Origin of the sequence: Shimia abyssi, assembly GCF_003014475.1 — a bacterium.
Classification (GTDB): Bacteria; Pseudomonadota; Alphaproteobacteria; order Rhodobacterales; family Rhodobacteraceae; genus Shimia; species Shimia abyssi.
Window position 1 is genome coordinate 296,995 of the sequence record NZ_PYGJ01000001.1, and the last position, 24,106, is coordinate 321,100.

A 24,106-nucleotide genomic window follows, 5' to 3' on the forward strand; every position below is an offset into this window, starting at 1 on the left:
TTGCGCCCTTGTCCCATCCGGATAAAACGGGCGCTATCGGATTACAAAGAGAAAAACAAAATGAGCACAGCACTTGTCATCCTGGCCGCGGGCAAAGGCACCCGGATGCAGTCCGACCAGCCAAAAGTTCTGCACCAGATTGCCAACGCGCCCATGCTGGTGCACGCCATGCGCTCCGGCGCGTCCTTGTCTCCCGAACGCACGATCATCGTCGCCGGGCACGGGTATGACGCAGTTAAATCCGCCGTGGCCGACTATGATCCTGACGCGACGGTCGTCCTGCAAGAGCAACAGAACGGAACCGCCCATGCGGTGAATGTCTGCCGCGACGTGCTTGATGGGTTTGACGGCGACGTAATTGTGCTCTTTGGTGACACGCCATTCGTAACTGGCGAAACTCTGGAACAGATGGTCGCCGCGCGCAAAGACAACGCCGTTGTCGTACTTGGGTTCGAGGCCGCCGATCCCGGCAAATATGGCCGCCTGATCATGCAAGGTGACAGCCTTGAAAAGATCGTTGAATTTGCCGATACATCACCTGAAGAGCGCGCCGTAACTTTCTGTAACTCTGGTGTAATGTTAGTTCAGCGCGCGCAGCTATTTGATCTGATCGATGCCGTTCAGCCGCAAAACGCCCAAGGCGAATATTACCTCACCGACATCGTCGGCATTGCGCGACAGCGTGGCCTCTCCGTCACCGCAGTCGCCTGTGACGAAGCCGAAACGCTTGGCATCAATTCCCGCGCCCATCTGGCCCAGGCAGAGGCGATTTTCCAATCCCGCGCCCGCACCGAACTGCTTGATCTGGGCGTCACCCTGCAACAGCCCGACACCGTCATGCTCTCCTTTGACACCGTGATCGGGCGTGACACGATTGTCGAACCCAACATCTATTTTGGCCCCGGCGTCACCGTCGAAAGTGGTGTGCGTCTGCGCGCTTTCTCGCATTTTGAAGGCTGCCACATCGCCCAAGGCAGCATCGTCGGCCCATACGCCCGTCTGCGCCCCGGCGCAGAGCTTTCCGAACACACTCATGTCGGCAATTTTGTCGAAATCAAAAACGCCACCATCGGCGAAGGCAGTAAGGTCAACCACCTGTCATACGTTGGTGACGCAACCATCGGCAGTGGCACAAATATCGGCGCAGGTACGATCACCTGCAATTATGACGGCGTGATGAAACATCACACCCATATCGGCGACAAGGTTTTCATCGGCTCCAACACGATGCTGATCGCGCCGGTTTCTGTCGGAAACGAGGCCATGACCGGCTCGGGGTCCGTGATCACCAAAGACGTGCCAGATGCGGCTCTCGCCTTGTCACGCACCGAACAGATCAACAAACCGGGCTTGGCTCGCAAATTGTTCGAAATGTTGAAAATGAAAAAGAAAAAACGCGACGGAGAACGCTAAAATGTGCGGAATTGTAGGGGTCCTCGGCAATCACGAAGCCGCACCAATCCTCGTCGAGGCGCTTAAACGCCTTGAATATCGCGGCTATGACAGCGCCGGGATTGCCACCGTCAACAACGGCGTGCTTGACCGTCGCCGCGCCGTGGGCAAGCTGGTCAATCTCTCTGACCTGCTGGTGCATGACCCACTTCAGGGCAAATCCGGCATCGGCCACACTCGCTGGGCCACCCACGGTGCACCGTCCGTGACCAACGCCCATCCGCATCAGGCAGGCCCGGTCGCCGTTGTTCACAATGGCATCATCGAAAACTTCCGCGACTTGCGCGAAGAGCTCACCGCCAATGGCGTCAGCTTTGTCACCGAGACTGATACCGAAACTGTCGCTCTGATCACACAGGCCTATATGAATGACGGCCTATCCCCCGTTGACGCAGCACGCAAAACGCTCTCCCGTCTGGATGGTGCTTTTGCGTTGGCCTTTCTCTTTCAGGGCGAGGAAGACCTGATTGTCGCCGCACGCAAAGGCTCGCCCCTGGCCATTGGCCATGGGGATGGCGAAATGTTTGTCGGTTCCGACGCCATTGCGCTCGCGCCGATGACAAACCGCATCACTTATCTCGAGGAGGGCGACAGTGCCGTCCTCACCCGCACCTCGCTAGAAATCCGCGACGCCAACGGCGCATTGGCCAACCGTGACATGCGCGAAATTCGCATTGATCAGGCTCGTGTCGACAAGGCGGGACATAAACACTTCATGGCAAAGGAAATTGCCGAACAACCCACCGTCGTTGGCGAAGCGATTGATCACTATCTTTCCAAAGATGGCAGCGCCGTCGTCCTACCCGGCAGCGACATAGATTTTACCAAGGTGGACCGCCTGACCATGGTCGCCTGCGGCACCGCATCATACGCCTGCCTGACTGCAAAATATTGGTTCGAACAGCTGGCGGGTATCCCGGTCGAAGTCGACGTGGGCAGCGAATTCCGCTATCGCGAACCTCCAATCCCTGCTCGCACCTTGGCGCTGTTTGTATCCCAATCCGGGGAAACAGCCGACACACTTGCGGCACTGCGCTATTGTCAGGGCAAGGCAGACACGATCCTCTCAGTGGTCAACGTGCCCGAAAGCTCCATCGCCCGCGAAAGCGATTTGGCCTTGCCCATCTCGGCAGGCACCGAAATCGGTGTGGCCTCGACCAAGGCGTTTACCTGCCAGTTGGTTGTGCTCCTGATGCTCGCGCTTAAGGCCGCGTCAGACCGCGGTTGCCTTTCAGACGGCGACCTGAAAAACCACCTCTCCGAGCTGCGCGCCTTACCCGGTGTACTCAACGTCGCGCTTGAAGCTGAACCAAAGATCGCAACCTCCGCCCGCAAGCTGTCCGAAGCGCGCGACATCCTGTTTTTGGGGCGCGGCCTGATGTACCCAATGGCTCTTGAAGGTGCGCTAAAATTAAAAGAAATCAGTTATATACACGCCGAAGCTTATGCATCAGGTGAACTTAAACACGGCCCCATCGCGCTGATCGACAAAAACGTGCCCGTCGTGGTGCTCGCTCCGCGCGATAGCCTCTTCGACAAAACCGTGTCCAACATGCAAGAGGTCATGGCCCGCAATGGCAAGGTTCTTCTCGTAACCGATTCAGCGGGCGCTCAGGAAGGCGGCGAAGGCGCCTGGGATATCATCCAGGTTCCCGCTGTTTCGCCCGTGCTCACGCCGATCCTCTACGCATTGCCGGCGCAGCTATTGGCCTACCATACCGCAATCGCCAAAGGTACAGACGTCGATCAGCCCCGCAACCTCGCCAAATCGGTGACCGTCGAATAGGAGCCTCTCCATGGCCAAGCAATTCCCTGCCTTTGAGGCCAGCCACACCAAGTTTATCGAAGAACAACACATGTTCTTTGTCAGCACAGCGGCCACCGACGGGCGCGTGAACGTTTCGCCAAAAGGCATGGACAGCTTGCGCGTTCTTGGACCCAACCGCATCATCTGGCGCAATTTCACCGGCAGCGGCAATGAAACTGCCGGGCACCTTCTGGACATCAACCGCATGACCCTGATGTGGTGCAGCTTTGGCAAGCGCCCGCTCATCCTGCGCGCCTACGGCACAGCTCGCACCTTGCACCCGCGAGATCAGGATTTTGCCGCACTCAGCGCCCACTTTCCCGACGCCGGTGCCGTGCGCCAGATCTATGACGTTTCGGTCGAAATGGTGCAAAATTCCTGTGGCTACGCAGTGCCCCAATATGAACTTGTCGCGCCGCGCGATACGCTGGAGAAATGGGCCGAAGATCGCGGACCAGACGGGGTAACCGCCTATTGGAAAGAGAAAAATCAAAGCACCATTGACGGGTTCCCCACGCATGTGCTGGGGCAATACAATGACTCCTGACACCGCGCTCGCCGTCCTTTCGGCCCATATCGAACCAGGCCGCGCGGAACAGATGGCGGCTTATCACAAACAAACCCGCACCGTACTGGGCATTCCCAACACGGCCACCAATGACGTGACCAAAGAGTGGCGCCGTACTCTCAGTGTCTCTGAACGGGTCGCCTTGGCCGACGGTCTGTGGCAAACCGACATCTTCGAGGCTCGTATTGCGGCGGCCAAACTGCTGACGCAGGCCCGCCTGCGTCCTGACGGCGACGCGTGGACGCTGATCACCTCATGGGTGCCCGATTTTGACAGCTGGGCCATTGCCGATCACGCCTGCATGGCCGGTCAAAAACGTATTACCGCCGATCTAACCCGGATCGAGGACATTGAGGCGTGGACGCAATCCGATCACATGTGGACCCGGCGCGCGGCCATGGTCATCACTCTGCCATTCGCCAAGCAAAACTTCCCCAAACCGCACGAGCTGGACATCCGCGACAGGGTTCTCGGCTGGGCTGCAACTTATGTCGACGATCCGGACTGGTTCATTCAGAAATCCGTCGCATGGTGGCTGCGCGACCTCTCCAAACACGACGTCGAACGCACAAACGCTTTTCTAGCAAACCACGGGGATCGCATGAAAAACTTTGCCCGCAAAGAGGCAGGTAAATACCTCAAAACACTCTGAGCCAAAGGCGAAGGCGACCATCAGTGTGTAAAAGCAAACGCCTCACCGTGCCTCGACCGACACTTCTTCCAGCGCGGTCAACGGGATCCCCAGCGCCTGCATGGCCGCCAGTGACATTCGGCTGCCCGCACCGCTCTGCCCTTCTATCGGGATCAACGTCACCTCAACCGAGCCACCATTCCAGCGCACCACGCCGGGACGTGACTTGGCCACCAACGGCGTCTTCAACCACAGACCCGGCTCGCTCGCCGCGCCAAGCGATACCACCGTCGTCCCGAGCGCCCCGCGCGGCACCTCTTCGCGCGCCTCAATACTGATGTCCTGCACCTCCTCAGGAACAGAAACACCCTCCTCTGCAACCGGCTCCAACAGCACCGGATCCGGCTCTTTTTGCCGCAACAGAGTCAGGTTCACCCGATCACATCCAACCAGCACGACCGCCGTCGCAATTACCCACACATATCTCATGCCTTGATCCTGCACCGCTTCATAACCATCTACAACCTTCGAACACCTTGCCCCTGCCCTCAATGGCCTCTACCAATATCTCATGACAGCTCCTCTGATTGATCCCTTCCAACGCGCCGTGAACTACCTGCGGGTTTCCGTCACCGACCGTTGCGATTTCCGCTGCGTCTATTGCATGTCGGAAAACATGACGTTCCTTCCCAAAAAAGAGCTTCTGACTCTCGAAGAGCTGGATCGCATGTGCTCCACTTTCGTCCGCCTCGGCGTTGAAAAACTGCGCATCACCGGGGGCGAACCGCTTGTGCGCCGCGATATTATGACCTTCTTCCGCTCAATGACACGCCATCTAGACGCTGGCACCCTCAAAGAGCTGACACTCACCACCAACGGCTCACAGCTCGAACGTTTCGCAGACGACCTTTACGCCTGTGGCGTGCGCCGCGTGAATATCTCACTCGACACGATGGACGAGAAAAAATTCGCCGACATCACACGCTGGGGCCGCCTGCCTCAGGTGCTGCGCGGCATCGACGCCGCGCAAAAGGCTGGGCTACGGGTCAAAATCAACGCCGTTGCGCTCAAAGGCTTCAACGAAGACGAACTTTTTCCACTCGCTGAATGGTGCGCCGAACGCGATATGGACATGACCTGGATCGAGGTCATGCCGATGGGCGATCTCGGAAACGAAGACCGGCTTGATCAATACTGGTCTCTGCGCGACCTGCGCGCCCGCCTCGCCGAGCGTTACACACTCACAGACCTTACCGAACGCTCCGGTGGCCCCGCCCGTTATGTGCGCCTCGAAGAAACCGGCCAGAAAATCGGCTTTATCACCCCGATGACCCATAATTTCTGCGAAAGCTGCAACCGCGTGCGCCTGACCTGCACCGGAGAGCTTTACATGTGTCTCGGTCAGGAAGATATGGCCGACCTACGCGCACCTCTACGCGCCAGCGCGCAAGGCGAAGGTCAGCTCGAAGACGCCATTCGCGCCGCCATCCGCCTCAAACCCAAAGGCCATGACTTTGACTATTCCCGCCAAAAAGTGGATGGCCAAATGACACGACACATGAGCCATACGGGCGGTTGAATTGACAGTTCAACAGTCGGCAAAGCTCAAAAAAGAAAGACAGGCGGCACCGCAACTCGCGAACCCGCATGTTCATCTTGCCAAAAATACTTTGGGGTGAATTTTGCCAACGGCAAAAGAGGGGCAAAGCCCCTCCCCCACACTTATCCGTCACGCCGCCGGCATACGCTGCTCGACAATCTCCGCCCACCAGCTGCACCCGGCCGGAATGGCCTCATCGTTGAAGTTATACTCCGGATGGTGCACGGCGGCCGTATCGCCATTGCCCACCAGAATATAAGCTCCGGGGCGTTCTTCCAGCATATAGGCAAAATCCTCGCCGCCCATGACCAGCGGCGCATCTTCACAGGTCCCAGATACAGACCGCGCCACATCCGCGGCAAACTCGGTCTGCGCGTCACTGTTCACCATCACCGGATAACCGCGCTTGTAATCCGCATCGACCGACCCGCCATAGGTGGCGGCTATCCCGTCACAGACCGCCTTCAACCGTGTTTCGGCCAAATCCCGCATCTCATTGCTCAACGTGCGCACGGTGCCTTTCAGATGTACCCGCTGCGGGATCACGTTATAGGCGTTGGACGAGGTTTCAAACGACGTGACCGACACTACCACCTGATCGACAGGGTTGGCATTGCGGCTGGCAATAGATTGCAGCGCCACCACCGCCTGCGCCGCCATCACGGTTGAATCGATGGTCTCATGCGGCTTGGCAGCGTGACCACCTTTTCCTTCAAAAACAATATCGTACGTATCAGTCGCTGCAAAAAATGCACCGGGCCGGATCAAAAACGATCCCACCGGATGCCCCGGCCAATTGTGCATGCCATAGACTTCCTGAATGCCCCAGCGGTTCATCATATCGTCGTCACACATCTCCTTGCCGCCACCGCCGCCTTCTTCGGCAGGCTGGAAAATCACCACTGCTGTGCCGTCAAAATTGCGTGTCTCGGCCAGATATTTCGCCGCCCCCAGCAACATCGCTGTGTGCCCGTCATGCCCACAGGCATGCATGGCCCCGTCGGTTTTTGAGGCATAGTCCAGCCCCGTCGCCTCATGGATCGGCAACGCATCCATATCCGCGCGCAGGCCAATCACCTTGCCTGCACTGTCCGTCTTGCCCTTGATCACCCCCACTACACCAGTACGCCCAATCCCGGTGACAATCTCGTCACAGCCAAACTCCTTGAGCTTTTCAGCCACCAACGCACTGGTGCGATGAGTCTCAAACAGGATCTCGGGGTTCTCGTGCAGATCACGGCGCCATTCGGTAATCTCGGCCTGCAATTCGGCAAATCGGTTCTTAACGGGCATCTCAGGGTCTTCCTCTGTTCAGGTCTTAGTCCAGCGCCATTCGGCGCTCGATCAGTTCGGCGAACCAGCTGCATCCAGCCGGAATCGCATCATCGTTGAAATTATAGGCCGGGTGGTGGCACTGAGCGCTGTTCCCATTACCTAGAAAGATATAGGCCCCCGGACGCTCTTCAAGCATATAGGCAAAATCTTCTGCGGGCATGATCGGGTCCACATCCTCAATCACCGTACCCGCCACCGCCCGCGCCGCTTCTGCGGCATAGCCGGTCTCGACCTCATGGTTCACGGTCGGAGGATAGCCATCTTCCCAGACCATCTCAGCCGTCGCGCCAAAGGCTGCTGCGGTGTGTTCGGCAATCGCGCGAATGCGCTCCTTGGCCATGGCCCGGTTTGCCGCCTCCAACGTACGCACCGTACCTTTCATCCGCACAGTGTGGGCGATGATATTGCTGGCCTCGCTATCGGTCTCAAACGTGCCCACCGTCACAACAACCCGGTGCAGCGGATCAATAGTGCGCGCGACAATCGACTGTAAAGACACAACAATCTGCGCACCCACCAGCGTGGTATCAATCGCCGCATGGGGGGCCGCCGCGTGGCCGCCCTGCCCGGTGACCACAATCTCAAACTCATCCGCAGACGCCAACAGCGCGCCGGGTCGAATGGCAAATTCACCGGTATCAAACTCCGGCGCATTGTGCAGGCCGTAAACTTCCTGAATGTTCCACCGGTCCATCATGCCGTCTTCGCACATCTCGCGCCCACCGCCACCACCCTCTTCGGCAGGCTGAAAGATCAGCACTGCCGTGCCGTCAAAATTCCGCGTCTGTGCCAGATACTTGGCCGCGCCAAGCAGGATCGCGGTATGCCCGTCATGCCCACAGGCATGCATCTTGCCCTCAACCTTCGAGGCATAATCCAGCCCGGTGATCTCGTGGATCGGCAGCGCGTCCATATCCGCGCGCAACCCTACCACGCGGCCCTTGGTGTCCGACCGCCCCTTGATCGTCGCCACAACACCCGTACGCCCGATCCCGGTTGTGATATCATCGACGCCAAACTCTTTCAGCCGAGCTGCCACAAAGGCTGCGGTTTCATGCACATCAAACCCCAGCTCCGGGTTTTCATGCAAATGTCGACGCCAGCCGGTGATTTCATCTTGCATTTCTGCAAAGCTATTTTTGATCGGCATAATGTCCCCCCATCGGCCCGAGATTATAAATCCGGGCCCAGTTCTAACCGCGATCCATCGCTAAACCGCCCAAATCGGAACCGACGCATGTCGTGTCCGATATCGTTCCCCATCACCATGTCAGCCATAATGCGCCCAAAGGCGGGACCAATCCCAAACCCGTGCCCGCACATACCGGTGCAGATGCTCAACCCGGAAACCGGGGCGCGATCGACCACTGGTACGATGTCCGGCATGGTGTCGATCATCCCCGCCCAACTGTCCGCTATCCTGACCTCTCCCAGCGCCGGAAACAAGCTCTCAAACGCCGCTCGGATCTCCGCCACTTTGCCCGCGTTCGGCGCCGGATCAAGGATACGCTGCGCCTCGAACGGGCTGGTGCTCGAACCATCCCAGCGCCGCTTCGTGCCCCACCCGTCCGGATAACCCGCCTCGGGCGCGCGCGGTCGATAGGCCCGCATAAACGGTGATCTGCGCAGCTGTGGCAGGTATTTGGTGGCATGGCGAAACGCATCAAAACCGACAAAAATCTCGTGATACCCCGACGCCGCCAATGTATAGCCGCCGTCCTGCCGCCGCCGAAACGCCAGACTGTCTCCCACCGCGCCTCCGCCATGCACCTCAGGCAGCGGTCCCGTTGCGGCCACAGTCGCACGCACCGAAAGCTGTGGAATATCAACGCCTTCATTCCTCAGAAACAACGAAGACCACGCCCCGCCTGCCACAATCACCTCACCGGCCCTGATCGGCCCTTGCTCGGTCTGTACGCCGCTTACCTTGCCGCCTTCCCGCTCCAGCACCTGCGCCGCGCACTGTTCCACGATCACCGCGCCATGGCGCGCGGCGGCGCGCGCAATCGCGGGAACGGCCACCCAAGGTTCCGCCTTCATATCCGACGGTGTGTGCAGCGCCGCGGCATACGGTTTTGTCATCCCCGGCAGCAATGTTTCAATCTCGCGCCCAGACAAAACCCGGCTGTCCACACCCATTGGCACGGCGTCCTTTAACCAATCTTCATACCGCGCTGTCTCGGCCTCATCATTGGTCAGATAGGTCAGACCACATGTTGCCAAACCAATATCTTCGTCCAGATCGGCGGCAATCTCGCGCCACAGCTGATTGGCCTCGATCATGATCGGCAATTCCGCCAGATCGCGCCCCTGCTGCCGGATCCAGCCCCAATTGCGCGACGATTGCTCACCCGCAATCCGTCCCTTTTCGAGCAGCACCACAGACACACCCGCACGCGCGAGATAATAGGCCGCGCTCACGCCAATGACACCGCCGCCAATAATCACGACTTCCGCTGCCTTGGGAAGCGGCCCATGATGTTCGACCGGACTGTTCATTGTAATCGGAAACACCGGTTGAACTCCTCAGGCGTACTTGTCGCCGACCTCAACCCGCAATGGATGCGTGTCATAATAAATGTTCATCCGCGTGATCCGATCCTCGGCATCAAAAGTGAAATGGTCGACACCTTCAAAATGCACAGCGCTGCCATCTTTCAATGTCCAATCATAACGAAATCGCGCAGCCGCCGTCTTGCCGATCGAACTGTGCAGAATGTCCAGCACCGTCAGCACACTGCCATTCGACGCCTCTGCAAGTTTGGCAAAAAACGGTGCCGCCGCCATCACGCCCAGAAACGGCGACATCACTTCGCCCGACGGCGCAAACAGCGACAGGATCGTGTCCGTATCGCCATCCGTCAGCGCCTGAAAATATCGTTGCAGGATCACCGTACGTGCCTCTGACATGGCGCTTATCCTTTTAGCATCTCAATCAGTTTTTCCATAAACGCCTGCCCAGCCTCAAACTGCGCCACACTCAGGAATTCGTCTGGCTGATGCGCCTGTGCAATGTCGCCGGGGCCGCAGATCACGGTGGAATAGCCCGCATTCTGAAAATGCCCACCCTCGGTGCCATAGCTGACCACCCGCGCCGCATTGTCCCCGGTCAACCGACGCACAAGACCCTCGGCCTCGCCATCCTCTTCGGGCTTTAGAGCTGGCACGCCAAAGAACTCTTTCATCTCGATATAGGTCTCAGGCACCACCGCCTGCATTTCGGCTTCGATCTCAGCCGCTTTTGCCCGCGCGCGCGCTGTCCAGTCTTCTGACGAATCCCCCGGAACAAACCGGAAATCCAACCCGAACCGACAATCCAGCGCCGTGATGTTATGCGCTGTGCCGCCCTCGATCATCCCGACGTGCACCGTGGTCCACGGCGGCTCGAACACCGCATCCAGCTCACCCGGTTGCCCCGCCATATTCTCCGCGTTCATCTCGTTGGCCCACTCGATCAGCTTGGCGCCATACATGATCGCATTCGCCCCGGTGTGCATAATCGAAGAATGCACCTCAAACCCCCGAACATGCACATGAAATCCGGTTCCGCCCTTGTGCCCCGTGACCGCGCCCATCATCGACGGCTCGCCCACGATCACCGCGCTGCCCTTGGGCAAAACCTTGTTCATGCTCTCGATAAGAGGCGGCGCTCCGGTACAGCCGATCTCTTCGTCATAGCTCAACGCGATCTGCAATGGACGGCGCACACCCGCGTAATGCGCCTCGACCATGGCCCAGATCGCCAGCGCGTCAAAACCCTTCATGTCGCATGTGCCACGACCAAACAGCAAACCGTCCTTTTCGACCACCTCAAACGGGTCGGTGCTCCACGGTTGGCCCTCAACCGGCACGACATCCGTATGCCCCGACAACACCACTGCGCCCGCCACATCCGGTCCCGCATGGGCAAACATCGCTGCCTTATCCGGCGCGGTTTCATGCGGGTGCCGATAGGTCGCGATCCCGTGTGATCCCAGATACGCCTCAGCCCAGTCGATCAGCGGTAGGTTCGTATCATGGCTGACTGTCGGAAACGACACCAGCTTGTCCAAAATCTCGCGCGCACTCAGGCGGTTCGTCATCTCAAAAGCCTCTTTTTGCGGCTGCTTTCACACAGCCTCATCACTCTGGCGGGAATTGCTTAACGTGGCAACCACCCACCGCCAGATTCACAAAGCCAACTCTGCCCTTAAGCGACCTCTCAGGTCGCGCCGCGATCAATAGCCGCTGTCGCTGATCAAGACCTTGTGGCCGGGAGAGACCTCTTTGTATTCGGACGGGCCTGCCTCATATCCAACTGGATGAATTGGCGACGGTATCGGCTTAAAGTTCAAGTCTTTTTCCGATTTCCGCTGATTGGGATCTGCGATCGGAACCGCCTTCATCAATGCTTGTGTATAAGGGTGCTGAGGATCTTCGAACACGGCCCGCCGCGGGCCCAGCTCGACAATCCGGCCCAAATACATCACGCCAACATGATGGCTCACCCGCTCAACCACCGCCATATCATGGCTGATGAACACAAATGAAATGCCCAGCTCGGCCTGCAATTCCATCATCAGGTTCAACACCTGCGCCTGCACCGAAACATCCAGCGCCGATACAGCTTCATCCGACACGATCAGCTTTGGGTTCAGCGCCAGCGCCCTTGCGATGGCAATTCTCTGACGTTGCCCGCCTGACAACTCATGCGGATACCGGTTCATAAAGGCGCGCGGCAGCTCGACCCGATCAAACAGCATCTCGACCCGCGCGCGCATCTCGTCACCTGTATGGGTGCCGTAATTGCGCATCGGCTCGGCCACTTGATCCATCAATTTCATCTGTGGGTTCAGCGATGCAAACGGATCCTGAAAGATCATCTGCATATCCTGCCTTGCCGCGTGCATTTCACGCGCATTCAGCGCCATGACGTCCTTGCCGTCAAACATCACATGCCCCGACTGAGGTTCAACCAGCCGCAACAGCGACCGCCCCGCCGTCGACTTGCCACAGCCCGATTCGCCGACCAGCGACAGTGTCTGGCCTTTGTTCACGGTAAAAGAGAGATCCTCGACCGCGTGAACATTGGCCACTGTGCGGCGCAGCAAACCACCCTGCACCGGGAACCGTGTGATCAGGTTTTTGACTTCGAGAATCGGCTCATCCGTGCCGGGAATCGGTTCAATCTTCTGATCGTCCTGTCCAAACAGCTTCATCGGGCTGGGAATATCCGTGCCCGTCATATCGCCCAGCTTGGGCACCGCTGCCAGCAATGCCTTGGTGTAATCATGGGTCGGGTTCTCGAATATTTCCTTAACCGTGCCCTCTTCCACCTTATTACCGCGGAACATAACCACCACGCGGTCCGCCATCTGCGCAACCACCGCCATATCGTGGGTGATAAACATCACTGCAGTGCCGGTTTCGCGTTTCAAGCGATCCATCAGCGCCAGAATCTCGGCCTGAATGGTCACATCCAGAGCCGTTGTCGGCTCGTCCGCAATTAAAAGGCGCGGTTCACACGCCATCGCCATGGCAATCACCACGCGCTGACGCATGCCACCGGACAATTCATGCGGATATTGCTTTAGCCGCCGCTCGGGTTCAGGGATGCGCACCTGACGCAAAAGTTCCAAAGCGCGCGCTTCGGCGGCATCCTTCGACATTTTTTTGTGCAATCGCAAACCTTCGGTCAGCTGTCGACCGACGGTAAAAACCGGGTTCAGGGCTGTCATTGGCTCCTGAAAGATCATCCCGATCTCGTTTCCGCGAATCGTCCGCATCAGCCCCTGTTCGGTTTTGGCGATATCGGTTTCGCCCCCTTCGCGGCGGTCAAACAATAGCCGGCCACCGGCAATTTTGCCGCCGCCAAACTCCACCAGCCGCATCAGCGACAGGCTCGAAACCGATTTCCCAGAGCCGGATTCACCAACAATACATACGGTTTCGCCCGGATTGACCTGAAACGACACATCCTCGACACCCACAACCGGGCCGTCCTTGGTTTGAAATTCCACTCTCAGATTTTCAATCGAGGCAATTGCACCCCGAGCGTCACCATCCAGCATCCCGCCGCTCCCTGCGTTGTCTTTTATGCCAAGTCTCCGACGCTAATGACATCACACTGCCAAAGTCAAACGATGGCATGACGCTATTCCAATTGGCGCAACGTCAAGCTGAAACCAGTGCTTGCAATTTTTGACCGGCTGGTCTGAGATAGCTCTCAGTCGACGTGGGGATGGTGGCTTCGGTGAAAATTCGAGGCAGAGCGAAAGCGGCCCTCTTGCGTGATGACCCACAAAAACGGGCGGACCTGAACCGCCCTTCAAGCACATCAATGTGCAACAACTAGGAGTGTAAGATGAAAGCAAAGACCCTTATGCTAGGCGCTGCGGCTGCCTTTGCAATGGCCCCGGCGGCCATGGCAGAGCGCGGCTCGGATGGCCACGTAAATATTATCTATTGGCAAGCGCCATCGATTCTTAACCCATATTTGTCCAGCGGAACCAAGGATATCGAATCCGCCTCGCTGGTCATCGAACCACTTGGCCGTTACGACCCCAACGGCGCACTGGTGCCTTATCTGGCCGAAGAAATCCCGACAGTTGCCAATGGCGGCGTGTCCGAGGATCTCAAATCCATCACATGGAAAATCAAGTCCGGCCTCGTCTGGTCCGACGGCACTCCGGTCACTGCGACGGACGCGAAATTCACCGCTGACTACTGCATGCACCCCGAAGGTGGCTGTGCGCAGCTCGCCAAATTCGAGGGCGTCGAAAGTGTCGAAGTGATCGACGATCTGACCGTCAAGGTGAACTTCTCAGAAGCAAAACCAAACCCCTATGGCCCCTTCATGGGCGGCCAGTCGCCCATCATTCAGGCGGCTCAGTTTGCTGACTGCCTTGGTGCAAAAGCGCCCGAGTGCACGGATGCTAACTTCAACCCAATCGGCACCGGCCCGTTTGTGGTGGACGAATTCAAAACAAACGACGTGATCTCGCTCTCGGCCAACCCGAACTATCGTGATGCGGCGAAACCAGCCTTTGCCACCGTAACCTTCAAAGGTGGCGGCGATGCAACAGCGGCAGGTCGCGCCGTTCTGGAAACAGGCGAGTTTGACTACGCCTGGAACCTCCAGCTTGCACCTGATGTTCTGGCCAAAATGGCCGAAGGCGGCAAAGGCACCCCGATCGCGGCCTTTGGCTCGCTGGTCGAGCGTCTCGAAATGAACATGACCAACCCAAGCCCGGATCTCGATGCCGATACCCGTGCAACGGTTGCCGCACCTCACCCGTTCCTCAGCGACATCAACGTGCGCAAGGCGCTCTCGATGGCGATTGACCGGAACCTTCTGGTGGAAATCGGGTACGGTCAGGCTGGTCGCCCAACATGTAATCTGGTCCCCGGCCCAGCGGTTTACGCCTCTGACAACACCGACTGTCTGACGCAGGACATCGCCGGTGCCAACGCGCTTCTGGACGAAGCCGGTTGGGTAAAAGGTGCTGACGGTGTCCGTGCCAAGGATGGCGTGCGCATCTCGATCCTGTACCAGACCTCGACCAACGCTGTGCGTCAGGATTTCCAGGCGCTGATCAAACAGTGGTGGAGCGAAATCGGTGTTGAAACCGAGCTGCGCAACCTGAACGCATCCGTGTTCTTTGGCGGTGATCCGGGTTCCCCCGATACCTTCCAGAAGTTCTATGCGGACGTGGAAATGTACGCCAACAACTTCGATGGTACCGATCCACAGGCATATCTGTCGATGTATCGCTGCGGTAACGAGCCTAAGCCATCTTCGCAGTGGCAGGGCGAGAACATCAACCGCTTCTGTGATCCGGCATATGACGCTCTGATCGACGAACTGGGTCAGACCTCAGATCTCGAAAAGCGTTATGAGCTTTCCAAAAAGATGAACGACATGCTGACCAAAGACAGCTTCACTATCCTGCCTCTGGTTGATCGTGGTCGTGTCTCGGCTCATGCCAACTCTCTTGGCGGCGTTATCCTGAACACATGGGACAGCGAGCTTTGGAACATTGCGGACTGGCACCGCGTGAACTAATCGAACAACGGGGGCGGGCATTATGTCCGCCCCCAGTTCATCTGGCATCGCACAGGCAGGTCGCTGATCGATGCTCAACGACAAGAACAACAACCTGTTAAAGGCGCTTTCATGCTGACCTTCACCATACGCCGACTGATCCTTGCGGTCCCGACGCTCTTGTTCATCAGCCTCGTCATATTCCTGCTGCTCGAACTCGCGCCGGGAGACCCGATGGCTCAGGTCCCCCTCACCGTCCCCCCAGAAGTTAAAGAGAAAATGCGCCTCGCCCTTGGTCTGGGCGAGCCGATGCATATCCGCTTCTGGAAATGGCTCGTACAATTCTTCTGGGTCGAACCTCAGGTTCTTTTTGACCACTATTTTGGCACCGCCTACGCCGAAGGCAAACTGCGCGTGATCTCATGGCAGACCCGCTCCCCCGTCATGGATGTGGTGGTCGAGCGCCTGCCCCAGACCCTCTGGGTTGTCGGCATGTCCTATGTTGTGGGCATCCTGATCGCGATCCCCATCGGCATCTACTCGGCGTATCGTCAGTATTCAGTGTTCGATCAGGCCGGGACATTCATCACCATGATTGGCTATTCGATCCCGCCTTTCTTCACTGGCCCGCTGGTGATCGTGATCTTCTCGGTGCAATTGGGCTGGTTCCCGTTCATCTATGACACCACCCATGTGGTGAATGACTGGGACAGCTTTGTGTACCAGCTCCGACAAATGATCATGCCCGTGATGGTTCTGGCGATGCAGACTACCGCTCAGATCAGCCGCTACATGCGCGCCTCGATGCTGGACAATCTCAATCAGGACTACGTGCGCACCGCGCGGGCCAAGGGCCTCAGCGAACGCGTGGTCGTGGTGGTGCATGTGCTCAGAAACTCGATGATCCCGGTTGTGACCGTTATTGCACTTGGCCTTCCGGCAATCTTTGGCGGTGCCATCATCACCGAACAGGTATTCTCGGTGAACGGCATCGGCGCGCAATTGATTGGCGCAATTCAGGCCAACGATCTGCCAACCGTGCAGACCCTGACCTTTATGTTCGCTTTCCTGATCGTGTTCTTCAACCTGATCGCAGACGTGCTCTACGGCATTCTTGATCCGAGGATCCGCTATGACTGATACCACCAACACCGAACCGACCAAACCACATCGCAGCCAATGGGCGGATGTCTGGGATCAGCTCAAAGCGCACAAGGGCGCAATGGCAGGTGGCGTGATCTTTATCGTGATCGTGCTCGGGGTCTTTATCGGCCCGTGGCTCTGGCCCTATGACGCCACATTCATCGACATCCGCGCCCGCAATCAGGGCCCATCGTTTGCGCATCCTTTTGGCACAGACCAACTGGGCCGGGATACGCTGGCGCGTATGATGGCTGGCGGGCAAACCTCAATTGCCGTGGGTCTGACAGCGATGCTACTGGCGCTCAGCCTTGGCAGCTTTGTCGGCATCACCGCCGGGTTCTTTAAACGGCTCGACGGCCCGCTGATGCGCCTGACTGACTTGTTTCTGGCCCTGCCTATCTTGCCACTGCTGCTGGTTATGATGTTGCTGTTTCGCGATCCCCTGTCTTCAGCCGTCGGTCCGGAACGGGGCATCTTTATCCTGATCGTGATCGCCATCGGCATCACCAGCTGGATGCCCACCGCCCGCATCGTTCGCGGCGACGTGCTGGCCCTCAAGGAACGCGAGTTCATCCTCGCCGCTCGTTCCATCGGAACCTCCAACAGCAATATGATCAAGCGGCACATCCTGCCCAACGTGCTCTCGCCCATCATGGTCTCTGCCACGCTCGGCATTGCCAACGCGATCATCACCGAAAGCGCGCTGTCTTTCCTCGGCCTTGGTTTCCCGCCAGACTTCCCGACATGGGGCCGCCTGCTCAACGATGCGACGCAATACCTGCAAGACTATCCCGAGCGAGTATTCTGGCCCGGCCTCGCCATCTCGCTGACAGTGCTCAGCGTAAACTACCTCGGTGATGGCTTGCGCGACGCGCTCGACCCCCGTATCCGAGGTCGCTAACCACATCACCGGAAACAACTCTGAAACACCCTCGCAGACAACTGCGAGGGTGTTTCTCATTTCCCTGCAACCGCACGCCCCCTCCCCACAATAGCCAGACGCCCATTGACCGCCTATGCTGACAACAGCCACCGAATGCGGAGCGCGTCACATGCCAGGCCAGACACCACAAGACACCACCGCCAACCTGCAAGCCGAAGTCAAACGCCTGAGGGAACGTGACGCCGCAACCAGGGAAATCCTCACGCTCATCAGCCAGAACCGCCACGACGAACAGCCTGTGCTGGATATGATCACTCGAAACGCCGCCAAGCTCTGCGATGCAAGCGGCGCGGGCCTATGGCTGTTGAATACGACGCGAAACACGACCCAACTGGCCAGCGTTTCCACAGTCAACCCCAACACCCCAAGTTTTTCACCGGGTTTGGTATACCCCTTCGACCCAAACTCTCCCATGGGACACTGCCTGCAAGATGCACGCACGATCAACGCCGCCGACATTCGCGACGATCCTTATTATCTGGATGGCGAACCCAACAATGTCAAAATGATCGAAGAGGTTGGCATCCGCAGTCGCCTCCTTGTCCCGCTTGTCGAAAACAGCACCGCCTTTGGCTGCATCAGCCTCGTCCGGCTAGAGGTGCGCCCCTTTTCCGACGATGAAATTTCACTGATCGGTTCCTTCGCTGAGCAGGCCGTGATCGCCATCGGCAACACCCGCCAGTTCAACGCATTGAACGCACTGAACGCAGAGCTCAGCGACCGGGTCAGGGAACAAGTGGACGAAATTGACCGCATGGCCCGCCTCAAACGGTTCCTGCCCCCCGCCGTCGCGGATCAGGTGCTCTCCCAGGGCTCGGACCAGATCCTGTCCAGCCACCGCGCTTTGCTGGGTGTGTTGTTCTGCGACATACGCGGTTTCTCCGCCTTTTGCGCCACAGCAGAGCCCGAAGAAACAATCGAAGTCCTGCAAACCTACTACCGTGAAATGGGCCAGCTCATAAACGCACATGGCGCCGGGGTCGATCACCGTATGGGTGACGGCATCATGGTCCTATTTAACGACCCTCTGCCATGTGATGATCCCGCAGGCGACGCCGTTCGACTGGCAATCGACATGCAAAACCGCATGGTCGACCTGTCCAGACAATGGAAACGGCTGGGTTATAAATTGGGGTTCGGTGTCGGCATTTCTTTTGGCTACGCCACCGCCGGAATGGTCGGCTATGAGGGACGGTATGACTACACCGCCTCGGGCACCGCCATCAACCTCGCCTCGCGCCTCTGTGACGAAGCCGAGGATGGCGAGATCCTTCTCAGCCCGCGCGCCAGCATCGCGGTCGAGGGCAGTTTCCCGCTCAAACTGCGCGGCACTTATGCGCTCAAGGGCCTTGGCGCACCGATCGACATCTTCAAACTGTCCCAGCCTTCTGCGCCATAAGCGGATCAATCCTTCTCAATGCATTCGCGCCTTGATCCGTCGCACCAATCCCCAGACAAGCAGCACCACCGGAACCGTGATCACCGCCGTCAGGACCCCCTTGCTCAACCCCAGCGGCCCGGTCAACGGATAGGCCAGATAGCTCACCAATGACACAGCGTAATAGCTGATCGCCACCACAGACAGCCCCTCCACCGTCTCCTGCAACCGCAGCGCCATATCCGCACGCCGGTCCATGCTCTCCAGCAACGCCTGGTTCTGCGCAGATCGCGCCACATCTACTTTTGTCCGCAACAACTCGCCCGCCCGCATCGCCCGTTCGGCCAGCGCCTCCATGCGCGCCTTGGTCGACGCAACAGTGCGCATTGCCGGGTCATAGCGGCGCATCATGAACTCTGCAAAGGATTGACGCCCCTCGTAACGGGCCTCGCGCATCACTTCGATCCGCTGGTTCACAATCGCCTCATAGGCCCCCGTCGCGCCAAACCGGAACGAGCTTTCCGCGATCATATTCTCCAGCTCAGCCGAGGTCCGCAACAACGCGTCCAATATCTCATCCGCCGGCGCATCATCATTGGTGATATCCGCCATCATGCCGTTCAACCGCCCTTCGATCTCTCCCATCTGCCCCGACAGTTTCCGCGCCCTCGCAAAGCCCAGCATGGACATGGTCTTATAGGTCTCGATCTCGCACAACCGCTGCACAATCCGACCCACCCGCCGCTCATCCGTGCCCGGCGACACCAGCGCAGCCATGCGCAAATGCCCGCCTTGGGCGATGCGGAAATCAGTCGCAACCACGGCGGCTTCATCCAACACTTCCGACACGGCAAGGCTCTCCGGCACAAACCAATCGCGCAGGTTTTTCGCCAGCTTCTCGGCCTTTGGGCGCAGCTCTATACGGATCAACGCCGAACTCACCCGCACCCCCGGTGCCGCCTGCAACCAGTCTTCGGGAAACACCTCGAACTCTGCCGGATCAAAGGCGCGCGCGCTCAGACCACGGGTGAAAATCGTATAGGTCACAAACTCCGTGTGCTGTTCCCACTTGAGGAAATGCCGCCCAATCTCTCCCGAATAATGCGTCGCGCCGGGCTGCGGATGGGCCGCGCCATGCCGGTCCAACAGATCGATCAAATGGGCCAGATCCTGCCCCCGGTCCCGCGCCGCTGCCGCGTCGGTCTGCTTGATCGCCAAAAAGGCCGCCGTGCAAGGCGCTTCCAATGACGGAAATGGCCGCGCATGCAGTTCATTGGCAAGGCTATAACGCAAAGGATGGTCTGTGATCTTGTGCATTGGGCGTCTCCGTATCTCAGCGCAGACTAGCGAATCCGCACCTCGTGTAAAGAAAATGTTTTATTTCAACATGTTACCGGAATGCGACGGTATACCATCCGCCCAAAACACACCGCAACTCCCTGCAAAATCAGCATTTTCTCAATGTTCCAAAATACCCGGGGTGGCCACAGCTTTGCTGTGGACAGGGGCAGCGCCCCTCTTACTCAAAAAGAAAGGCGCTCCAACCGGAGCGCCTTGCCGTTTTTTAAAACACCGGGGTGGCTTACTCGATCATACCCAACAGCTTATCAAGGCTGGCTTTCGCATCGCCATAGAACATGCGCGTGTTCTCTTTAAAGAACAGCGGGTTCTCGATACCGGAATAGCCTGTGCCCTGCCCCCGTTTCGAGACAAACACCTGCTTGGCTTTCCAGCATTCCAGAACCGGCATCCCAGCGATGGGCGAGTTCGGATCTTCCTGCGCGGCCGGGTTTACGATGTCGTTAGACCCAATCACGATTGCCACATCCGTGTCCGGGAAATCGTCGTTGATCTCGTCCATTTCCAGAACGATGTCATAAGGCACCTTGGCTTCGGCCAACAGCACGTTCATGTGCCCCGGCAGACGACCCGCAACCGGGTGAATGGCGAACCGCACATTCTTGCCCTTGGCGCGCAAACGCCGGGTCAGCTCGGCCACGTTCTGCTGGGCCTGCGCCACCGCCATGCCATAGCCGGGGATGATGACAACACTGTCTGCATCCTCCAGCGCGGCGGCCACACCGTCAGCCTCAATGGCGATCTGCTCGCCCTCGACTTCCATCGCTGCACCGCTCTGTGCGCCACCAAAGCCGCCCAGAATAACAGACACAAATGACCGGTTCATCGCTTTACACATGATGTAGCTCAGGATCGCACCCGACGACCCAACCAGCGCACCAACCACGATCAACAGATCGTTGCCAAGCGAGAAGCCAATCGCCGCCGCGGCCCAACCCGAATACGAGTTCAGCATCGACACAACCACCGGCATGTCCGCACCACCGATGCCCATGATCAGATGATAACCAATGAACAGCGCCGCCAGTGTCAGGATGAACAACGGCATGAACCCGCCCGAGTTCAGGTACCAGATCAGACAGATCACCGACAAAGCTGCCGCACTTGCGTTCAGCATATGCCCACCGGGCAGCTTGGTCGCATTAGACGATACCTTGCCCGACAGCTTGCCATAGGCAATGACCGACCCGGTGAATGTCACCGCACCAATCCAGATACCCAGCGCCGCTTCGACCCGCAGGATGTTCACTTCAACCGGCGTCTTTTTCGCCAGAAGCGCCGCGAACCCATCCAGAGTTTTCTTGGCCGCGTCATCCATGCCTGCCACGTTCAACAGCTCGAAATGGGCGTTAAAGCCCACGAACACCGCCGCCAGACCAACCAGCGCGTGCATCCCGGCCACCAGCTCCGGCATCTGGGTCATCTCGACCTTGCTTGCCAGCTGATACCCGATCATGCCACCCGCCGCGATCAGGATGATTGACAGCCACCACAGGCCCGCACCGGGGCCGATCAGCGTGGCGAACACCGCCAGGCCCATGCCCACAATGCCGTACCACACGGCGCGTTTCGCGCTTTCCTGCCCCGAAAGGCCGCCCAGCGACAAGATGAAGAGAATTGCAGCCACCACATAGGCTGCGGTCGTGAAACCAAAATCCATGTTCCCGACCTCCTTAAGATTTCTGGAACATGGCAAGCATGCGCCGTGTCACGAGGAAGCCGCCGAAAATGTTGATCCCGGCCATAAAGACCGAAAGCGCGGCAAGCAGAACCACCAGGAACGAGCTTGATCCGATTTGCATCAGCGCGCCCAGAATGATGATCGACGAAATGGCGTTGGTGACGGCCATCAGCGGCGTATGCAGGCTGTGGCTGACGTTCCAGATCACCTGGAAACCAACAAACACCGCCAACACAAACACGATAAAGTGCTGCATAAAGCTCGCCGGAGCGATCAGCCCAACACCAAGCAGCAACGCACCACCAACACCCAGCAACGTCACCTGTTGTTTGGTCTGTGCCTTGAACGCAGCCACTTCTGCGGCGCGTTTCTCTTCCGGTGTCAGCTCAGGGACCACTTCCTTGGGCTTGGCGGCAATCGCCTGCACCTTCGGAGGCGGAGGTGGGAAAGTGATCTCGCCCTGATGGGTCACAGTCGCGCCGCGGATCACATCGTCTTCCATGTCGTGATTGATCTGACCATCCTTTTCGGGGGTCAGGTCGGTCATCATATGGCGAATGTTGGTCGCATACAGGCTAGAGGACTGGGCCGCCATCCGGCTTGGGAAATCGGTATAGCCGATAATGGTCACGCCATTCTCGGTCACGAACTTCTCATCCATCACGGTCAGCTTACAGTTGCCGCCCTTTTCGGCCGCAAGATCGACAATCACCGAACCCGGCTTCATCGCTGCAACCATATCTTCGGTCCACAGCTCAGGCGCCTCGCGGTTCGGGATCAGCGCGGTGGTGATGACAATGTCCACCTCCGGTGCCAGCTCACGGAACTTGGCCAGCTGCGCTTCGCGGAACTCAGGCGACGACACAGACGCATAACCGCCCGACGCCGCACCGTCCTGCTGTTCCTCTTCGAAATCAAGGTACACAAACTCGGCGCCCATCGATTCGACCTGCTCTGCCACTTCGGGCCGCACATCAAATGCATAGGTGATCGCACCAAGGCTGGTCGACGTCCCAATCGCGGCCAGACCGGCCACACCGGCACCGACAACCAACACCTTGGCAGGCGGAACTTTACCAGCAGCCGTGATCTGACCGGTAAAGAACCGGCCAAAGTTGTTCCCGGCCTCGATCACCGCACGATACCCGGCGATATTCGCCATCGAGCTCAGCGCGTCCATCTTTTGGGCCCGCGAAATCCGTGGCACCATTTCCATGGCAATCACGTTGGCGCCTTTGGACTTGGCCGCGGCCATGCCATCTTCGTTTCCTGCCGGATTGAAGAAGGAAATCAGCGTCTTGTCTTTGTTCAAACGTTTGAGCTCGGTCGCATCCGGTTGGCGAACCTTGGCGATAATGTCGCTCGCCTTCCACAGCGCCGCTGCCGTCTTGACGACCTCAACACCTGCGGCCTCATATGTGGCGTCTGAAAACCCCGCATTCAAACCCGCGCCGGTTTCAATCGCGCACTCATATCCTAGTTTCTGAAGCTGCTTGGCAGAATCAGGCGTCATCGCCACCCGGTTCTCTCCGCCAAACACCTCCTTAGGTGTTCCTATCTTCACTGTTTCTGTCCCCCTTCGGTGAAAGAGCAATATTGTTGCGCAGCACCTATGCTGCACTTGCGAAATGTTTTAGCGCCTTCATTACAAAGGCACAAGCGAACCCGACAGACCCCGCGCCCATCGTCGCGCCACGTCATCCCAGCCATCACGCCCATCGCCGCACCTTTTGCGCATATCGCGCAAAATCGGCACGGAACTTGCGCCGCAACCGATCTTCCTCCGGGATCACGAACCGCTTTTCGATCACCCAGACAAACACCGGCACCAGCACTAACGCCAAAACGGCGTCCCAATAGAGCAGCAGGCCAGTCAGAATAAGAGCATCCCCAAGGTAGATCGGATTGCGCGACCGCGAGAATATCCCACTCTGCACAAGGCTATCCGCCTCCATATGAGGAATAATTGTGGTTTTCTGCCGTCGCATCTCCGTGACAGCCAACAGGATCAAAACAATCCCGCCGCCCAACAAAAGCCCGCCAATCAGATCAACCCAACCCGCGCCTAGGGATAACCCTAGCGAAAACGCATTGGCCTGATACCACCCGACCAACAAAAACCCAGCCAACCACACCGGCGGTATATCCAGCCAACGCATCATCTCAGAGATCGCCCAATAAATAGG

General features: G+C 58.2%; 20 protein-coding genes. 9 read left to right on the forward strand and 11 right to left on the reverse strand.

Annotated features, from left to right (window positions below; genetic code table 11):
• Positions 1-60 precede the first annotated feature (60 nt).
• The 4 genes from glmU to CLV88_RS01505 are packed head-to-tail and all read left to right on the forward strand — an operon-like array spanning position 61 to position 4,479.
• The gene (gene glmU, locus CLV88_RS01490) at positions 61-1,413 is read left to right on the forward strand and encodes a bifunctional UDP-N-acetylglucosamine diphosphorylase/glucosamine-1-phosphate N-acetyltransferase GlmU (RefSeq protein ID WP_106606593.1); all 1,353 of its coding nucleotides are present in this window, start codon (positions 61-63) and stop codon (positions 1,411-1,413) included.
• A gap of 1 nt (position 1,414) precedes the next feature.
• Complete coding sequence (gene glmS, locus CLV88_RS01495) at positions 1,415-3,238, forward strand: glutamine--fructose-6-phosphate transaminase (isomerizing) (protein WP_106606594.1); 1,824 nt, start codon at positions 1,415-1,417, stop codon at positions 3,236-3,238.
• Between the two features lie 10 nt (positions 3,239-3,248).
• Complete coding sequence (locus CLV88_RS01500; RefSeq protein WP_106606595.1) at positions 3,249-3,806, forward strand: pyridoxamine 5'-phosphate oxidase family protein; 558 nt, start codon at positions 3,249-3,251, stop codon at positions 3,804-3,806.
• The gene (locus CLV88_RS01505; RefSeq protein WP_106606596.1) at positions 3,796-4,479 is read left to right on the forward strand and encodes a DNA alkylation repair protein; all 684 of its coding nucleotides are present in this window, start codon (positions 3,796-3,798) and stop codon (positions 4,477-4,479) included. Before CLV88_RS01500 ends, CLV88_RS01505 begins: the two co-directional genes overlap by 11 nt.
• Positions 4,480-4,521: 42 nt before the next feature.
• Here the strand turns inward: CLV88_RS01505 and CLV88_RS01510 are convergent, their stop codons facing one another.
• A complete protein-coding gene (locus tag CLV88_RS01510) occupies positions 4,522-4,947 on the reverse strand; it encodes a hypothetical protein (RefSeq protein WP_106606597.1) in 426 nt (141 codons plus the stop codon).
• Positions 4,948-5,029: 82 nt separating this feature from the next.
• Between CLV88_RS01510 and moaA the strand changes: the two genes are divergently transcribed.
• A complete protein-coding gene (moaA, locus tag CLV88_RS01515; RefSeq protein WP_106606598.1) occupies positions 5,030-6,037 on the forward strand; it encodes a GTP 3',8-cyclase MoaA in 1,008 nt (335 codons plus the stop codon).
• A 150-nt stretch (positions 6,038-6,187) separates the two neighbouring features.
• On the opposite strand, the gene CLV88_RS01520 is transcribed toward moaA, so the two are convergent.
• The 6 genes from CLV88_RS01520 to CLV88_RS01545 form a co-directional block, all read right to left on the reverse strand.
• Complete coding sequence (locus CLV88_RS01520; protein ID WP_106606599.1) at positions 6,188-7,351, reverse strand: M20 aminoacylase family protein; 1,164 nt, start codon at positions 7,349-7,351, stop codon at positions 6,188-6,190.
• Positions 7,352-7,376: 25 nt separating this feature from the next.
• Positions 7,377-8,543 carry an amidohydrolase gene (locus tag CLV88_RS01525; protein ID WP_106606600.1) on the reverse strand — a complete coding sequence of 389 codons (1,167 nt, stop codon included), beginning with the start codon at positions 8,541-8,543 and terminating at the stop codon, positions 7,377-7,379.
• A gap of 23 nt (positions 8,544-8,566) precedes the next feature.
• Positions 8,567-9,892: an NAD(P)/FAD-dependent oxidoreductase gene (locus CLV88_RS01530; protein WP_106606601.1), complete on the reverse strand. Its 1,326-nt coding sequence runs from the start codon at positions 9,890-9,892 to the stop codon at positions 8,567-8,569.
• Positions 9,893-9,919: 27 nt separating this feature from the next.
• Positions 9,920-10,303, reverse strand: coding sequence for a nuclear transport factor 2 family protein (locus CLV88_RS01535; protein ID WP_106606602.1), 384 nt, complete (start codon positions 10,301-10,303; stop codon positions 9,920-9,922).
• Between the two features lie 5 nt (positions 10,304-10,308).
• On the reverse strand, positions 10,309-11,475 hold the full coding sequence (gene argE, locus CLV88_RS01540; RefSeq protein WP_106606603.1) for an acetylornithine deacetylase: 1,167 nt from the start codon (positions 11,473-11,475) through the stop codon (positions 10,309-10,311).
• 135 nt (positions 11,476-11,610) lie between these two features.
• Positions 11,611-13,443 carry an ABC transporter ATP-binding protein gene (locus CLV88_RS01545; protein WP_106606604.1) on the reverse strand — a complete coding sequence of 611 codons (1,833 nt, stop codon included), beginning with the start codon at positions 13,441-13,443 and terminating at the stop codon, positions 11,611-11,613.
• Between the two features lie 293 nt (positions 13,444-13,736).
• Between CLV88_RS01545 and CLV88_RS01550 the strand changes: the two genes are divergently transcribed.
• The 4 genes from CLV88_RS01550 to CLV88_RS01565 all read left to right on the forward strand — a co-directional run bounded on the left by CLV88_RS01550 (position 13,737) and on the right by CLV88_RS01565 (position 18,901).
• Positions 13,737-15,437 (forward strand): peptide ABC transporter substrate-binding protein, encoded by a 1,701-nt coding sequence (locus CLV88_RS01550; protein WP_106606605.1) that lies wholly within the window; start codon positions 13,737-13,739, stop codon positions 15,435-15,437.
• 111 nt (positions 15,438-15,548) lie between these two features.
• Positions 15,549-16,556: an ABC transporter permease gene (locus tag CLV88_RS01555; RefSeq protein WP_106606606.1), complete on the forward strand. Its 1,008-nt coding sequence runs from the start codon at positions 15,549-15,551 to the stop codon at positions 16,554-16,556.
• Positions 16,549-17,460 carry an ABC transporter permease gene (locus CLV88_RS01560; RefSeq protein ID WP_106606607.1) on the forward strand — a complete coding sequence of 304 codons (912 nt, stop codon included), beginning with the start codon at positions 16,549-16,551 and terminating at the stop codon, positions 17,458-17,460. Before CLV88_RS01555 ends, CLV88_RS01560 begins: the two co-directional genes overlap by 8 nt.
• Before the next feature lie 151 nt (positions 17,461-17,611).
• Positions 17,612-18,901 (forward strand): adenylate/guanylate cyclase domain-containing protein, encoded by a 1,290-nt coding sequence (locus tag CLV88_RS01565; RefSeq protein ID WP_165798781.1) that lies wholly within the window; start codon positions 17,612-17,614, stop codon positions 18,899-18,901.
• A 15-nt stretch (positions 18,902-18,916) separates the two neighbouring features.
• On the opposite strand, the gene CLV88_RS01570 is transcribed toward CLV88_RS01565, so the two are convergent.
• From CLV88_RS01570 to CLV88_RS01585, 4 genes are all read right to left on the reverse strand, one after another.
• The gene (locus tag CLV88_RS01570) at positions 18,917-20,197 is read right to left on the reverse strand and encodes a DUF3422 family protein (RefSeq protein ID WP_106606609.1); all 1,281 of its coding nucleotides are present in this window, start codon (positions 20,195-20,197) and stop codon (positions 18,917-18,919) included.
• A 265-nt stretch (positions 20,198-20,462) separates the two neighbouring features.
• The gene (locus CLV88_RS01575) at positions 20,463-21,899 is read right to left on the reverse strand and encodes an NAD(P)(+) transhydrogenase (Re/Si-specific) subunit beta (protein ID WP_106606610.1); all 1,437 of its coding nucleotides are present in this window, start codon (positions 21,897-21,899) and stop codon (positions 20,463-20,465) included.
• A 13-nt stretch (positions 21,900-21,912) separates the two neighbouring features.
• Positions 21,913-23,484 carry a Re/Si-specific NAD(P)(+) transhydrogenase subunit alpha gene (locus CLV88_RS01580; RefSeq protein WP_106606611.1) on the reverse strand — a complete coding sequence of 524 codons (1,572 nt, stop codon included), beginning with the start codon at positions 23,482-23,484 and terminating at the stop codon, positions 21,913-21,915.
• A gap of 145 nt (positions 23,485-23,629) precedes the next feature.
• Complete coding sequence (locus CLV88_RS01585) at positions 23,630-24,079, reverse strand: methyltransferase family protein (protein WP_106607051.1); 450 nt, start codon at positions 24,077-24,079, stop codon at positions 23,630-23,632.
• Positions 24,080-24,106 lie beyond the last annotated feature (27 nt).